The sequence below is a fragment of the Rhodobacter sp. SGA-6-6 genome (assembly GCF_011043545.1).
In the GTDB taxonomy this organism is placed as follows: Bacteria; Pseudomonadota; Alphaproteobacteria; order Rhodobacterales; family Rhodobacteraceae; genus Pseudogemmobacter.
Window position 1 is genome coordinate 62,623 of record NZ_JAAKGP010000005.1, and the last position, 14,587, is coordinate 77,209.

Below are 14,587 nucleotides of genomic sequence, written 5' to 3' on the forward strand. Positions count from 1 at the left end.
GCACAGCCGGAGAGATGCCATGAAGACCACGCCCTTCTGGTGGGAAGAAGCCGAGCCGCAGCACGGCGAGCGCAGCTTCGACAGGACCGACTGCGCCGTGCTGATCGTCGGCTCGGGCTACAGCGGCCTTTCTGCCGCGATCACCCTGGCCGAGGCGGGCCAGACCGGCATCATGGTGGTCGATTCCTTGCGCATCGGCGAGGGGGCGAGTTCCCGAAACGGCGGCCAGATCGGCAATGCGGCGAAGTTCACCGAAGCCCAGGCTGCCGCCCGCTTCGGCGACAAGCGGGCGCGGGAAATCATGGACGACTATGCCCGCTCGATGCCCTTCATGCTGGCGCGGGGGGCGACGCTGAAGGACCCGTTCGACCTGAACCTCTGCGGCACCATCACCGGCGCGCACAGCCGCAAGGACATGGCCAGGCTGCGGCAGGGGCGCGACCGCCTGCCCCCGGACCAGCGGCAGAGCTACGAGATCATCGACGAGATGCAGGTGCCGCGGGTGCTGAAGACCTCGATCTACCGCGGCGCCGTGGTGCGCCACGACCAGGGCAACATCCATCCGGCGAAATACGTCCGCGCGCTGGCCAACCGGGCGCGCGAACTGGGCGTGCGCATCTTCACCGGCTGGCGCTATCTCGGCGCCCGACGGGCCTCGCAGGGCCACATCGCGCAGCTGGGCGCGGTGCAGGGCGGCGAGGCGGCGGAGATCCGGGCCGACCGCATCCTGCTGGCGATGAACGGCTATGTCGGCCCCGAGGTGCCCTGGCTGCGCAAGCGCACCATCCCGGTGCAAAGCTACATGATCGCCACCGAGGAGATGCCCTTCGACCTGCTGGAAAGCCTGATCCCGGGCAACCGCGCGGTGGGCGACACCAAGCACATCCTCTACTACTTCCGCCGCTCGCCCGACGGGAAGCGCATCCTCTTCGGCGGCCGCGCCCGCTTCCGCACCTCGACCGAGGAGGAAGGCGCCGCCGGCCTGCGCCGCTTCATGGAGCACACCTTCCCGGAAACCCGCGGGGTGGGGCTGAGCCATGCCTGGCTGGGCAATGTCTGCTTCGCCTACGACTTCTGCTCGCACGGCGGCCGGATGGAGGACGGGGTCTACTACGTCTCCTGCTGCAACGGCGGCGGCATCTCGAACCAGACCCATCTGGGCCACCGCATCGCCGAATACATGCTGGGCAAGCCCGGCACCGACCGCGGCGTGATCGGCAGCCACTTCCCGAAGCTTTATTTCTACAACGGCAATCCCTGGTTCCTGCCGATGGTGGGAACCTGGTATCGCTTCCTCGACAGATCGGCGCGCTGGTTCGACTAGCCCCGCGCCGCAGCAGGACATCATGACGACGAGCCTTCGTGCCGCCGGCCGCGGCAACACCAACGGCGCGGGCATCGCGATCATGGTCCTGGCCATGGCGCTGGTGCCGATGATCGACGTGCAGGCCAAGCATCTGGTCGTCGCCGGCATTCCGGCGATGCAGGTGGTGTTCCTGCGGATGCTCTGCGGCAGCGCGCTGATGCTGCCGGTCATGCTGTCGGGCGGCCGCGGCGGGCTGCGCCCGCCCCAGGGCTGGATGCGCGCCCTGCCGCTGGGCATCTTCAGCATCCTGGCCGGGGTCTGCTTCTTCGGCGCGCTGGAATACCTGTCGATCGCCGACACCGTGGCGATCAGCTTCGTCCAGCCGCTGTTCGTCACCCTGTTCTCGCGGCTGTTCCTGAAGGAAACCGTGGGCGCCGCGCGCTGGATCGCGCTGCTGGTGGGGTTCGCCGCCACGCTGTTGATCATCCGGCCCAGCCACGGCGGGCTGGACATCGGCAGCCTGCTCGCCTTCGCCTCGGGCGCGGCGATGGCCTGCTATGTGATCGTGGTCAAGCTGGGCACCAGCGGCGCGCGGCCGGTTCCGCCGCTGGTGCTGACCTTCCAGACCCATTTCACCTCGCTGGTCGTGGCGGCCCCGCTGATGCTGCTGGCCTGGACCCCGCTGAGCCCGGCGCAATGGGGCATGGCGCTGGGGATGACGCTGTTCGGCCTGGTCGGGCAGTATCTGATCATCAAGGCCTACGACTACGGCGAGGCCTCGCTGGTCGCGCCCTTCGCCTATGTCGAGATCATCACCTCCACCGCCGTCAGCTGGCTGTTCTTTTCCCAGGTGCCCGATGCCATTACCTTCCTCGGCGTCGCCATCCTGATCTGCAGCTCGCTTTACATCGCCTGGCGGCGCTAGCCGCCGCAGCAGGTGCGACTATGGCCCGGCATCCTGCCGCCCCGCCCCGCGGCGGTCTCACGGGCCTCCCGCCATGTCGCGCTTCAGGCGTTCCAGGTCCTCCGCCGTCCATCCGGGCGCATCGGTCAGGGCCGCCCAGGCGTCGACGTAATGGGGAAAGGCGTAGCTGTGGCCGTGGCCGAGCGGCGGGGCAACCGCGGTCATCATGTCGACGCTCAGCTGCAGGAAGGTGACCACCGGCAGCCAGCGGAAGTCGGGCGAGACGTCGGGGCCGCGGGGAGGTTCCATCCAGGCCGGCCGGCGCCAGAGCGCGTGAGGATCGTAGAACACCACCGCATCGCTGGCATATTGCAGATAGACGATGCGGAAGCCGCCCCAGGGCGCCTCGGCCCGGTCCAGGGTATCGGCCTGGCCGGTGAACCGGATGGCGCTGCCGTCGCGATAGACCGGCAGCCAGGCCGGAGAGCCGGGGTTGCGGCTGCGGGTGACCTCGCGCCAGGTCGGGCTGTCGAACGGCGGGCCGGCCCAGAGGGCGCCGTCGTAAGGCGCGCCGACCACCTGGAACAGGTCGTGGCTGAGGTCCGAGTTCAGCGCCCCGAGGCTGAGCCCGTGCAGGTAGAGGCGCGGCCGCCGGTCGGCGGGCAGGCTGCGCCAGTGCCCGTAGACGGCGGAGAAGACGGCGCGGGCGGTTTCCACCCCGTAGTCGGGATCGGCCAGCAGCGCGATCCAGCTGGCCAGGTAGGAATACTGCACCGAGACCGTCGCCACGTCGCCCCGCAGCACGAATTCCAGCGCGCGCTGGCTTTCCGGGTCGATCCAGCCGGTGCCGGTGGGGGTGGCGATGACCAGCGTGCCGCGGTCGAAGCCGCCGATCCGGATCAACTCGGCCAAGGCCAGATCGGCGCGGGCCTGCGGGTCCGGCGCCGAGTTCAGGCCCACGTAGACCCGCAGCGGCTCCAGCGCCGACGCGCCGGTCGCCGCCTCGATCGCGGCGCGGTCGGGTCCGGCGGCGATCATCTCGCGGCCCGCCCGCCCCAGCCCCTCCCAGTCCAGCAGCGAGCCCGGCCCGCCGGATTTCAGCGGATCGGCGGGGCGAGGGCTGCTTTCCTCCAGCAGGGCGTCGTAGGCGGCATAGCTGGCATCCAGCACCTTCATCGCCTCGTGCACGATCACGCCGTTGGCGATGTTCCACACGATCAGGGCGGTGGCGGCGATGCCCAGGACGGCGGCCTGCGGCCCCGGCAGCACCCGCGCCAGCTGGCCGGCGAGGACCTGCGCCAGCAGCCGGACCCCGCGGGCCAGCCACAGGAGGATCAGGAACACGGCCAGCGACAGGGCCAGGATGCCGAGGGGGCGGAGGTCGTCGACCGGCGGCATGTCCATCAGCGCCCGCAGCCCGTTCTGCCATTCCGACGCCAGCGCCAGCGACCAGGCCGCGCCCAGCAGGCATAGGCCGCCGACTGCCGCCCATGTCCGCCGCATCCACCGGCCGCGCGGCGCCGGCAGTTGCAGCAGCCGCCAGAGCAGCCCGGCGGCAAGGCCGACTCCGTAGCCGGCCGCAAGGCTGATGCCGCTGAGCACCCCCTGCACTAGGGGCCCCCGGGGCACCAGGCTGGGGGTGAGCGAGGCGGCGAAGAACAGCGTGGCCAGCACCAGCCCCGGCAGCGTCGCCCGCGGCAACAGGCGCAGGGCGGCGCCGAGGATCACCGGATGTCCCCCGCTTGCCGGACCGTGTTCCGCCCGAAGACCGGCGAAGGGAAGGCCATCAGAACCGCCAGGTCGCGCCGAAGATCGGTCCGCTCATGGTGGCGTCGATCCGGGTGCCGCCGTCGCGGTAATCGAGGCTGAGGGCGCGGTAGCCCGCCGAGAGGAAGACGTCGTCGCGGAGCTGGTAGTTCACCGTGGCCACGACCTGGCCGGTCCGCTCGGAGCCGACGCCGAAGCCGCCGATGTCGCCGTAAAGGATGGCGGACCATTGCGGCGCGATCTGGACATTCGCCCGCAGGGCGATGATCGGATCGGTGAAGGACAGCGTCGGCGAGGCCGACAGGCCGGCCAGCGGCACATCCACCGAGCCCTTGATGCGCCAGTGCCGCGCCCCCGCCAGCAGGTCCAGCGCCAGGCCGTCCTCGGCGACCACCCGGTAGCCCGCCGCCAGCGTCAGCGAGGTCTGCTCCAGCTTGCCGGTGGCGGGTGCGCCGGGCGGCACCACCCCTTCCTTGGAGGAGGCCGAATAGCTGAGGTCGCCGAGCAGGACGAAGCGGTCGCGGCGGGCATAGCCCGACAGGAAGAAGGCCGCGTCCAGATCCTTAAGCACCTCCGAGAAGGAAGAGTCGAAGGATACCGTGGGCGCGCCCGTAAAGGGCGTGATGTCGCCGTCGATGCCGGTGGCCCAGACATAGGGCGTCAGCTGCCAGACCCAGTCGCCCGTGTCCTGCGCCGCGGCGGGCGAGGCGCCGGCCAGCGCGGCGAGACCGAGGACGAGGGCAGGGGATTTGATGTCCATCACAGGGTCTCCTTGAAGACGCGGCCGCCCTTCATGATCAGGCGCAGCGAGGTGTCGGGCGTGTCCAGCCAGGCCAGATCGGTCTCGGGGTCGCCGTCGATCACCAGAAGATCGGCCAGCGCGCCCTCGGCGATCACGCCCAGCCGGCCGGCATAGGGCGCGCGTTCGCCCGACAGCGCCAGCAGCGCCCCCGCGGCGCCGGTGGCCTTGTGCAGCGCCTCCAGCGGCGACATGAAGCGGGCGAACTTCGCCAACTGCCGGCCCTGGCTGGCGGTGCCGGCCGGGTTGAACAGGATGTCGGTGCCGAAGGCCACGGAGACGTTGTGCTTCTTCGCCAGTTCGAAGGCTCGCACCGTCCCGTCGGCGACCTGCATCTGCTTCGCCTGCTGGATCGGATCGGATTTCGGGTTGGAATCCTCGTCGGCGAGGAAGGGCTGAAGCGACCACCAGGCGCCGGCGTCGGCCATCATCCTCACGGCCTCCTCGTCGGCCAGTTGCCCGTGCTCGATGGACTTCACCCCGGCCCGGATCGCCCGCTGGATGCCGCCCGGCGTATAGACATGGGCGCAGACATAGGTGCCCCAGTCCGCCGCCGCCTCGACCGCGGCGCGCATCTCGGCCTCGGTATACTGCACGGTGTCCAAGGGATCGTAGAGCGAGGACACCCCGCCGCCGGCCATGATCTTGATCTGGCTGGCGCCCTTCATCAGCTGCTCGCGCGTCGCCCGCAGCACCGCATCGGCGCCGTCGGCGACCAGCGCCACGCCCTGCCGTTCGATGTTGTTCGGCGGCGTGTCGGGGAAGCGCGGCAATTCGCTGAGCAGGCGGAAATCGCCGTGGCCCGCGGTCTGCGAGATCATCGCGCCGCTGGGGAAGATCCGCGGCCCGGTCACCGCGCCCTTGTCGATGGCCAGCTTCAGCCCGAAGGCCGGACCGCCCAGGTCGCGCACTGTGGTGAAGCCGCGCATCAGCGTGGCGCCGGCCTCGCGCCCGGCCATCAGATGGATGAAGCCGACATCCTGGGTCAGCGCGGCGATCTGGCTGACGGCCACCAGCGTCGCGTGCCAATGGGCGTCGATCAGGCCCGGAAGGACCGCGCGGCCGCCGCAGTCGATCCGCTGCGCGTCTTCCGGGCCCTGGCCCAGCGGGGGCAGGGCGGTGATGCGCTCGCCCTCGATCAGGATTTCCACCCCTTCGCGCATCGACAGCGTCTCGCCGTCGAAGAGGCGCAGGTTGGTCAGCAGGATCGGCCGGCCCGGCGTCTGCGCCCGCACCTCCTTCGGCGCAAGTCCGAAGCCCGCGAACATGCCGACAACGGCGGCCATGCCCCCCAGCATCTGCCGGCGCGAGATGTCGGCCTCCAGCCTGGCCATCGCCGCCCGGGTCCGGGGCGAGCCGCAGTGGCAGATGTCGAGGGAGGTCCTATCGTGCCCGATGGGCGTGCAGGCCAGACACATGCAATGCTCTCCTGTCGCAGGGGTGGCGTTCAAAAAAACCTTTTCAAACAAAATACTTGTTAAACGATGTGTCAAGTGGGAGCGTAGGATGCGCGTTGCCATTCCAAATGGCGCACCGTCTTTCGCAGAAGGAGACAGCCGATGTCGATATCCGGGAAACTGCTGGCATCCCTGACCCTCTCGGCCTGCCTGATCGCGGCGGATGCCCCGGCCTGCACACGGGTGACCTATCACGGTCCGGGCGAAACCTAGCTGACGGGGCGGACCTTCGATTTCAAGGACCCGATCGTCAGCAATCTGTGGGTCTTCCCGCGCGGCATGGTGCGGCACGGCGCGGCCGGGCCGCGGTCGCCGGAATGGACCGCGAAATACGGCAGCCTGATCGTCTCGGGCTACGAGATTTCCACCGTGGACGGCATGAACGAGGCCGGGCTGAACGCCAACCTCCTCTGGCTGGCCAATGCCGGCTATCCCGAAGATGACGGCGCGACGCCGCGCCTGTCGCTGGCGCTCTGGGCGCAGTTCTACCTGGACCAGTTCGCCACCGTGGCCGAGGCGGTCGAATATACCCGCGCCAACCCGATGCAGGTGGTCAGCGGCGAGGTGCCGGGCCGGCCCGGAAGCCTGGCGCCGCTGCACCTGTCGCTGTCCGACGCGACGGGCGATAGCGCGATCTTCGAGTGGATCGGCGGCGAGTTGCACATCCACCACGGCCGCGACTATCGGGTGATGACCAACGAGCCGTCCTATGACGAGCAGCTTGCGATCACCAGCTACTGGAGCAATGTCGACTGGCGCACCTTCCTGCCCGGCACCAACCGCGCGACGGACCGCTTCGTCCGCGCCTCGACCTATATCGACGCCGTGGTGCAGAGCGACGACCCGCGCACCGCCGCCGCCGCGGTGTTCAGCGTGATCCGCAACGTCTCGGTCCCCTACGGCATCAGCCTGCCGGATGCGCCGAACCTGTCCACCACCCGCTGGCGCATCGTGGCGGACCAGAAGAACCGCCTGTTCTACGCCGAATCCGCGACCTCGCCGAACGTGTTCTGGGTGGACCTCGCCAAGCTGGACTTTTCCGAAGGCGCGCAGGTCCAACTGCTGGACCTCGGCGTCGACATGAACCGGGTGCTGGCGGGCGAAGTCTCCGGCCAGTTCGTTCCGGCCGAGCCCTTCACCTTCGAGGCCGCCGAGTAGCGCGCGCCGGGAACAATGCGATTTCCCGGCGGTTCGATGGGGCGAACGGCCGGGGAGAAAGGCAATGCGGCAGCACGATCCGGCCCATCCGCAGGCGATGGGACAGGGGGAAGCGGAACAGGACCATGACAGCGCGCCGGGCCGGACCGCCCGCACGCTGGATTTCGGCGGCTATCAGGTGGTCGGCAGGACCGTCACCATCGCCGCCGACCCGGCCCTGATCCATGATCATTTCCGCGATCCCGCGCGGCTCAACGCCATCCTCGGCAGTCACCTGCGGGTGGAGCCTGGCGCGGGCGACCATCTGGTCTGGGTGCTTGCCACCTCCTCGCGCGAGATCCGGGTCGAGACGGCGCCGGTGCATGACCGGCCCGGCGAGATGCGCGCCTGGCGCAGCGTCGAGGGCGCCGAGCTGGATGTCGAGATCAAGGTCCAGCTGCGCGAGGCCCCGGCCGGGCGCGGCACCGAGGTGGAGGCGCATGTGGCCTATCGGCCGAAATGGGGGCTGGCCGGCCATCTGGCGGCGCGGCTGCGCGGCATCGACCCCAAGGCGCAGGGGCGGCAGGCGCTGAAGCGGCTGAAGATGCTGCTGGAGACCGGCGAGATCGCCACCGCGCGCAACCGGAGGGCCGGCTGATGCGGGCGCTGACATGGCAGGGCAAGCACGATGTCCGGGTCGAGACCATGCCCGATCCGCAGATCGTCAATCCGCGGGATGCGATCATCGAGGTGACCTCGACCGCCATCTGCGGCTCGGACCTGCATCTCTACGATGCGGTCATTCCGGGGCTGAAGGCCGGCGACATCCTGGGCCACGAGTTCATGGGCCGGGTGGTCGAGACCGGCCCGGGATCGACGCTGAAGCCCGGGCAGCGGGTGGTGGTGCCCTTCACCATCTCCTGCGGCGCCTGCTTCTTCTGCCGGGCCGGCCAGTTCGCGGCCTGCGACAACTCCAACCCGGTCGAGACGCAGGAGGCCTCGGAGCTGCTGTTCGGCCATCCGGTCAGCGGCTTCTTCGGCTATTCGCACCTGACCGGCGGCTATCCCGGCGGGCAGGCCGAATATGTCCGGGTGCCGTTCTCGGACGTGGGTCCGCTGGTGATACCGGAAGGCCCCACCGACGAGGAGGTTCTGTTCCTCTCCGACATCCTGCCGACCGGCTGGATGGCGGCCGAGAACGCGCAGATCGCGCCGGGGGACAACGTGGCCGTCTGGGGCTGCGGCCCGGTCGGGCTGTTCGCCGTGCAGTCGGCGCTGCTGATGGGGGCGGGGCAGGTGATCGCCATCGACCATCATCCCCGCCGGCTGGAGCTGGCCCGCAGCCTGGGCGCGAAGACCGTCGACTACCGGCAGAGCCATGTGCTGGAGGCGCTGATGGAGATGACCGGCGGCATCGGCCCCGATGCGGTGATCGACGCGGTGGGGATGGAAAGCCACGGCTTTTCGCCCGACAACCTGATGGATGCGGCCAAGCAGAAGATCGGCATCGGCGCCGACCGGGCGCATGTGCTGCGCCTGGCGCTGACCGCGGTGCGCAAGGGCGGCCGGGTGTCGATCCCCGGCGTCTACGGCGGGCTGGCCGACAAGTTCCCGCTGGGCACTCTGATGGAGAAGGGGCTGCAGATCCGCACCGGGCAGACCCATGTGCAGGCCTATACCAAGCAGCTCCTGCACCGCATCCTGGAAGGGGAGATCGACACCACCTTCCTGATCTCGCATCGCCTGCCGCTGGAACAGGCGGCGACCGGCTACAGGAATTTCCGCGACAACCAGAACGACTGGACCAAGGTGGTGCTGAAACCGGGCCGGAGCGGGGCCGACCTTCTGCCCTGACCGCCCTTCATCTCAGGACTGGTCCTTCGGGATGACGCTGATATGGCCGCCGGTCTCCAGCACGGCGGCATCGACCTGGGCCAGGCTCTTCAGCCCGTGCTGATGCCGCGCGGTTTCCAGCACCTCCTCCAGGCTGACCCGCGCCCGGCGCATCGCCTCGGCGTCGATCTTTCCGCCGCTGATCAGCACGGTGGGCGTGCCGTCCAGCCAGAGCGCGATCCGCGACGACCAGCGCTTGACGAAGGACAGCGCGATGTCGACGGCGAAGAGAGTCACGATCAGCACCACCGCATTGGTCAGCGAGAAATCGTCGCCGAGCAGCGCCTGCTGGGTGGTCTCGGCGATGATCAGCAGCAGCACGAAATCGAAGGGCGTCGCCTGCGCCAGGGTGCGCCGTCCCGACAGCCGGGTGATCAGGAGGAGGATCGCATAGATCGCGACGCCGCGCGTGACCGTATCCATCTTTCCCTCACGGCAGGACGAGAAGGCCGACGCTGCGGCTTTCGCCGCCGATCCCCAGGTCGAAGCGGAGCCAGCCGAAATGCAGCGGCCGCAGGGCCAGCCGCACCCGATGCGGCGCATCCCCGCCGGCGGCGAAGTCCAGCACCTGCCCGCCGGAGACGAGGCGCGCGGCCGCGGGTTCCGGCTCGATCCGCTCGATGGCGATCAGGTCGGCGAAGCTCTGGCCGATCCGCAGGCTGCGGGTCCGGGCCGGGGCGTCGAAGGTGATCACCATCTCGTCGCCTGCCTCCCACCGCAGCACCCGCGGCAGCTCGACCACGGCGTCGGTGAAGCCGATCCGCTGCTTCTGGAACGGCCCGCCGCTGCCGGTGAATCCCAGAAGCGCCAGGATCATCAGCAGCGCGAAGCCGAGCCAGGCCCCGCGCTGCAGCCGCCAGAACCGCTGCTGGAAGCCGCGGTTCTCTTCCAGTTGCAGGCCATCCGGCCGGATGTGAGGAGGGATCGGCTTCGTCGTCATCCGTGTTTCCACTTGGGATTACAGTCGCTTGCAGACCGAACTTGATCCTTGTTCAATTGTTCCCCGCCCGGGTCAGCCTCCCTCGGGCAGCGAATAGGCGATGACGTAATCCCCCGGCTTGGTGCCGACCGAGCCATGGCCGCCGGCGACGATCAGCACGTATTGCCGGCCGCCGACTTCATAGGTCATCGGCGTGGACTGGCCGCCTGCGGGCAGGCGGGCCCGCCACAATTCCTCGCCGGTGGTCAGGTCGTAGCCGCGCAGGTAATCGTCCACCGCCGCGCCCAGGAAGGCGACGCCGCCCCGGGTGACGATCGGCCCGCCGATGCCGGGAACGCCCAGTTCGAACGGCAGGGGCAGCGGGGTCATGTCGCGCACGGTGCCGTTCTTGTGGCGCCAGGCGATCTGGCCGGTGGTCAGGTCCGCCCCGGCCACCTGTCCCCAGGGCGGTGCCTGGCAGGGAATCTCGAGCGGCCCGAGGAACGGCCCCATCACCACGCCGTAGGGCGCGCCCTCGTTGCGGTTCAGGCCCTGTTCGCTGGCGGTCTCGCCGGCGCCGGGCGGCGGGATCTGGTCGCGCGGCACCAGGCGGGCGGTGAAGGCCAGCCAGGTCGGCATTCCGAACATCACCTGCCGCTCGGGATCGACCGCGACCGAGCCCCAGTTGAACACGCCGAAATTGCCGGGATAGACGATGCTGCCGTTCAGCGAGGGCGGCGTGTAGCGGCCGTCGTAGTTCAGCCGGTTGAAGTCGATCCGGCACATCAGCTGGTCGAAGATGGTCAGGCCCCACATGTCGGCCTCGCGCATCCGCGGCGGCTCGAAGCTCAGGGCCGAGACCGGCTGGGTGGGGGCGGTGAAGTCCTCGGGGATCGCCCCCTGCGGGGCGGGCACTTCCTTCACCGGCAGGATCGGCGCGCCGGTCTCGCGGTTCAGCACGTAGATGTCGCCCTGCTTGGTGGGCGCGACCAACGCGGGCAGGGTTTCCCCGCCGATCTGCAGATCCAGCAGCACCGGCTGGGCGGGCACGTCCATGTCCCAGAGGTCGTGGTGGACGGTCTGGAACACCCACCGCCTTTGTCCGGTGGCGATGTCCAGCGCCACCACCGAGGAGGAATGCTCCTCCACCGCCGGGCTGCGGCCCATGCCCAGCTGGTCGGGCACCTGATTGCCGAGCGGGATGTAGACCAGTCCGCGTTCGGCATCGACCGAGAACACCGACCAGCTGTTGGGCGAATTGGCGCTGTAGGTCTCGCCGCCGGCGATGTCGATGGGGGCGGTGTCGTCGGGGTTGCCGCTGTCCCAGTTCCACAGCAGCTCTCCGGTCAGGATGTCGTAGGCGCGGATCACGCCCGACTGCGAGCGGATCGAGAAATTGTCGTTCACCGCGCCGCCGATGATCAGCCGCCCGTCCACCGCCACTGGCGGCGAGGTGGAATAGTAATAGCCCGGCGGGGTGTAGGGCATCCCCGCCTCCAGATGCAGGGTGCCGTTCTCGGCAAAGCCGGTGCAGACCTCGCCCGTCGCGGCATCCAGCGCGATCAGCCGGGCATCGGCGGTGGGCAGGTAGACCCGTTCCACGCAGGCCGGCCCCTCGGCCGCGGGGGCGGCGCCGGTGTTCCAATAGGTGACACCCCGGCAGGTCTGGTGCTGGCGGTCCGGGTTCATGCCGGAATCCGCGTCGAAGCGCCAGATCTCGGCCCCGGTGGCGGCATCCAATGCGATGGCGATGTTGTGCGGCGTGCAGAGATAGAGCCTGTCGCCCACCTTCAGCGGCGTGACCTGATAGGTGGTCTCGTTCACGTCGTCGGCGCGCTTCACGTCGCCGGTCCGGTAGCGCCAGACCTCCTCCAGACTGCCCACATTCGCCGGCGTGATGCTGTCCAGCGGCGACCAGCGCTGGCCGAAGCCGGTGCGGCCGTATTGATGCCAGTCGCCGTCCGGGACCGGGTTGCCGGTCGCGGGCGCGCCGGTCAGCCGCGGGCCGGGCAGGGCGCCCGCCAGATCGTGCGGATCGCGCAGCATCGAAACGCCGGCAGCCGCGATGGTGGCAAGGAGGGCCAGCCCGAGCGAAAGGCCCGCTCCCTGCCTGCCCTGCACCGGCGCGGGCGGCACCAGCCGGCGCCGCACCGGGGGCAGCCAGAGCCAGATCCCCATCAGGACGAGGAGGCCGCCGCGCGGCATCAGCTGCCACCAGTCGAACCCCACCTCCCACAGCGCCCAGAGCAGCCAGAGCGCGAGGATGGCGGCGAAGAGATGCAGTCCCGCCGCGCGGCCGCGCCACAGCAGCCAGACCACGGCAAGAAGGGCCAGGCCGAGGATCAGATAGGCCGGGCTGCCGCCCTCCGCCGCCAGCCAGCCGCCGAGACCGGCCAGCGCCAGGGCGATCAGGCCGAAAACTCCACAGGTGAAATACCGCATTCCGCACCTTCTTCGTTCGTGGGGCAATCCGGCCCGGAACGGGCCGTCACTCCTGCTGGATCGCATGGGGGTTGGCGCTGTCCTGCCCGGTCTCGCCGCCGTCCCGGCCCATGCCGCCGAACATCACCACCACGGCCAGGGCCGCTGCGGCGATCAATATCGCGATCCCGATCTTGCCCATTCCGGCCTCCTGCCCCGCCGCGGTTCGCACCGCATGGTGGCCGGTCAACCCGCCGAAGCGCACGGATGTTCCCAAGGCGCGGGACCTGCTGGAACAACGCCCGCCGCCGCCGGTTCTTCCCCGGTCAAAGGAGGACAGCCATGGCCCATGCGAACAGCAGGAAATTCGGCCCCGGCCAGCAGGATCAGGGCAAGGGCGACGGCAGCGGCGGCATGGGGGCGGAGGAAACCGGCCCCCTGCCGGAAATCCTGTCGAACCGCGACAAATCCCGCCATTCCGAGCAGCGCGGCCTCGATTCCGCCCGTCTCCGCGCGGAACAGCAGCTGGGCGAGGGCAAGACCCCCGACCAGCCCCCCGACCGGACCGAGGAGTGATCCCATGTCAGGCAAGCATCCCAAGACCCGTCAGCCCAGCGACGCCGATCTGCGCGGCGATCCCGGCATCGGCCGCTCCAAGGGGGCCGACCGGGACGATCCGAAGATCGGCGGCGAGAACACCTTCGAGGGCGACGTCTTGAACGACACCACGCCGCAGGGCGGCATCGACCCGCGCCAGCGCGGGCGCGAGAACAAGTGAGGACGCGGCATGAGCGGCAACAAGACCCATGACCAGCAGCGCCGGATCCTCGAGAAGCGCGTGGACACCAGCAATGCCGACAAGGATTTCGACCCCCGCCCCGATCTGAAGCGGGAGGAGGCAGGCCTGCCGCCGCCCGCACCCCCGGGCGGCCCGGCGGGGAAGGGGGCCGGCACCCCGACGCATCAGGAAAGCGCGCACAACAAGCACCGCGGCGCGCCGGAGGAGAAGGAGACCTGACGCGGGGGCAGGCTCCCTTTACCCTCCGCTGCCCGCCATCCGCGACAGGAAGGACCGGAACACGGTCGCCGCCGGGGGCAGGGGTCGGCTTTTCGGCCAGACCAGGCCCACGTCCATGCTGGGCACCGCCTCCACCAGGGCGCGCTGTTCGATGCGCTGGCCCTCCAGCGACCACGGCCGATAGACCATGTCCGACAGGATCGTCACCCCCATCCCGGCCGCGACCAGCGAGCGCACCGCTTCGACCGAGGAGGTGGCGAACATCACCTCCGGCTCCAGCCCGAAGCCCTTCCAGAACCGCGCCTGGGTCTGGTCGGCCTCGTCCACCGTCAGCATGATGTAGGGCTGCCGCACTACCTCGGCCAAGGGCACGGCGGGCAGCGCCAGCAGCGGATGGTCGGTCCCCAGCCACAGCCGGCGGCGCGAGCGGAACAGGGTCTCGAAATCCAGCGCCGCGCGGTTGGACAGGTTCGAGGTCAGCATCACCGACAGGTCGAGGCCCCCGTCGACCAGCGCCGCCTCGATCGCCGGGCGCGGCAGTTCGTGCAGTTCCAGCACGATGCCGGGGTATGACCGCCGGAACGCCGCATAATGGCGTGACATGAAGTAGCCGGCGACGGTATAGCTCATCCCCAGCCTTACGCGGCCCTGCGCCCGGGTCTCCTCGCCCAGGGGGCTGCGCACCGCATCCTCGACCGCGCCGAGGATCGTGCGGGCGCGGGTCAGGAAGCGCGCGCCCTCGGGCGTCAGCGACACGCCCTGCGCACCACGCGCCAGCAGGCGGACGCCCAGTTCCGCCTCCAGCCCCTGCACCGCGGCGGTGACGGCGGATTGCGAGATGTTCATCTCCATCGCCGCAAGGCTGATCTGCCCGCTTTCCGCGGCGGCGATGAAATAGCGCAATTGACGCAGGGTCAGGGCCATGTCCCAACGTATCACATTATCAGATATTGCAATGCAGAATTT

16 protein-coding genes are annotated in these 14,587 nt (G+C 69.7%); 8 read left to right on the plus strand and 8 right to left on the minus strand.

What is annotated here, in order from left to right; translation table 11 throughout:
- Window positions 1-19: 19 nt before the first annotated feature.
- Window positions 20-1,324 (plus strand): FAD-binding oxidoreductase, encoded by a 1,305-nt coding sequence (locus G5B31_RS10915; RefSeq protein WP_165017331.1) that lies wholly within the window; start codon window positions 20-22, stop codon window positions 1,322-1,324.
- Window positions 1,325-1,346: 22 nt separating this feature from the next.
- Window positions 1,347-2,231 (plus strand): DMT family transporter, encoded by an 885-nt coding sequence (locus G5B31_RS10920; protein ID WP_165017334.1) that lies wholly within the window; start codon window positions 1,347-1,349, stop codon window positions 2,229-2,231.
- Window positions 2,232-2,288: 57 nt separating this feature from the next.
- Here G5B31_RS10920 and G5B31_RS10925 read toward each other — a convergent pair whose 3' ends face one another.
- From G5B31_RS10925 to G5B31_RS10935, 3 genes are read right to left on the minus strand one after another with little or no spacing between them, the layout of a single operon-like run.
- Entirely contained in the window at window positions 2,289-3,938 is a 1,650-nt protein-coding gene (locus G5B31_RS10925) for an alpha/beta-hydrolase family protein (RefSeq protein WP_205911893.1), read from the minus strand.
- A gap of 58 nt (window positions 3,939-3,996) precedes the next feature.
- A complete protein-coding gene (locus tag G5B31_RS10930; RefSeq protein WP_165017337.1) occupies window positions 3,997-4,737 on the minus strand; it encodes an outer membrane beta-barrel protein in 741 nt (246 codons plus the stop codon).
- Window positions 4,737-6,110, minus strand: coding sequence for an amidohydrolase family protein (locus G5B31_RS10935; RefSeq protein WP_240904372.1), 1,374 nt, complete (start codon window positions 6,108-6,110; stop codon window positions 4,737-4,739). Before G5B31_RS10935 ends, G5B31_RS10930 begins: the two co-directional genes overlap by 1 nt.
- Window positions 6,111-6,446: 336 nt before the next feature.
- Between G5B31_RS10935 and G5B31_RS10940 the strand changes: the two genes are divergently transcribed.
- From G5B31_RS10940 to G5B31_RS10950, 3 genes are all read left to right on the plus strand, one after another.
- Window positions 6,447-7,391 carry a linear amide C-N hydrolase gene (locus tag G5B31_RS10940; protein WP_276616160.1) on the plus strand — a complete coding sequence of 315 codons (945 nt, stop codon included), beginning with the start codon at window positions 6,447-6,449 and terminating at the stop codon, window positions 7,389-7,391.
- 64 nt (window positions 7,392-7,455) lie between these two features.
- Complete coding sequence (locus G5B31_RS10945) at window positions 7,456-8,028, plus strand: SRPBCC family protein (RefSeq protein ID WP_165017342.1); 573 nt, start codon at window positions 7,456-7,458, stop codon at window positions 8,026-8,028.
- Window positions 8,028-9,224 carry a zinc-dependent alcohol dehydrogenase gene (locus tag G5B31_RS10950; RefSeq protein WP_165017345.1) on the plus strand — a complete coding sequence of 399 codons (1,197 nt, stop codon included), beginning with the start codon at window positions 8,028-8,030 and terminating at the stop codon, window positions 9,222-9,224. Before G5B31_RS10945 ends, G5B31_RS10950 begins: the two co-directional genes overlap by 1 nt.
- Before the next feature lie 12 nt (window positions 9,225-9,236).
- Here the strand turns inward: G5B31_RS10950 and G5B31_RS10955 are convergent, their stop codons facing one another.
- From G5B31_RS10955 to G5B31_RS21365, 4 genes are all read right to left on the minus strand, one after another.
- The gene (locus G5B31_RS10955) at window positions 9,237-9,686 is read right to left on the minus strand and encodes a DUF421 domain-containing protein (RefSeq protein WP_165017348.1); all 450 of its coding nucleotides are present in this window, start codon (window positions 9,684-9,686) and stop codon (window positions 9,237-9,239) included.
- A 7-nt stretch (window positions 9,687-9,693) separates the two neighbouring features.
- A complete protein-coding gene (locus tag G5B31_RS10960) occupies window positions 9,694-10,203 on the minus strand; it encodes a hypothetical protein (RefSeq protein WP_165017351.1) in 510 nt (169 codons plus the stop codon).
- A gap of 72 nt (window positions 10,204-10,275) precedes the next feature.
- The gene (locus G5B31_RS10965) at window positions 10,276-12,624 is read right to left on the minus strand and encodes a glucose/quinate/shikimate family membrane-bound PQQ-dependent dehydrogenase (RefSeq protein WP_165017354.1); all 2,349 of its coding nucleotides are present in this window, start codon (window positions 12,622-12,624) and stop codon (window positions 10,276-10,278) included.
- Between the two features lie 46 nt (window positions 12,625-12,670).
- Window positions 12,671-12,805, minus strand: coding sequence for a hypothetical protein (locus tag G5B31_RS21365; protein ID WP_276616153.1), 135 nt, complete (start codon window positions 12,803-12,805; stop codon window positions 12,671-12,673).
- 140 nt (window positions 12,806-12,945) lie between these two features.
- Between G5B31_RS21365 and G5B31_RS10970 the strand changes: the two genes are divergently transcribed.
- The 3 genes from G5B31_RS10970 to G5B31_RS10980 are packed head-to-tail and all read left to right on the plus strand — an operon-like array spanning window position 12,946 to window position 13,621.
- The gene (locus G5B31_RS10970; RefSeq protein WP_165017357.1) at window positions 12,946-13,179 is read left to right on the plus strand and encodes a hypothetical protein; all 234 of its coding nucleotides are present in this window, start codon (window positions 12,946-12,948) and stop codon (window positions 13,177-13,179) included.
- A gap of 4 nt (window positions 13,180-13,183) precedes the next feature.
- Window positions 13,184-13,381 (plus strand): hypothetical protein, encoded by a 198-nt coding sequence (locus tag G5B31_RS10975; RefSeq protein ID WP_165017360.1) that lies wholly within the window; start codon window positions 13,184-13,186, stop codon window positions 13,379-13,381.
- Between the two features lie 9 nt (window positions 13,382-13,390).
- A complete protein-coding gene (locus G5B31_RS10980; protein WP_165017363.1) occupies window positions 13,391-13,621 on the plus strand; it encodes a hypothetical protein in 231 nt (76 codons plus the stop codon).
- An 18-nt stretch (window positions 13,622-13,639) separates the two neighbouring features.
- Here the strand turns inward: G5B31_RS10980 and G5B31_RS10985 are convergent, their stop codons facing one another.
- On the minus strand, window positions 13,640-14,545 hold the full coding sequence (locus tag G5B31_RS10985; protein WP_165017366.1) for a LysR family transcriptional regulator: 906 nt from the start codon (window positions 14,543-14,545) through the stop codon (window positions 13,640-13,642).
- Window positions 14,546-14,587: the final 42 nt, after the last annotated feature.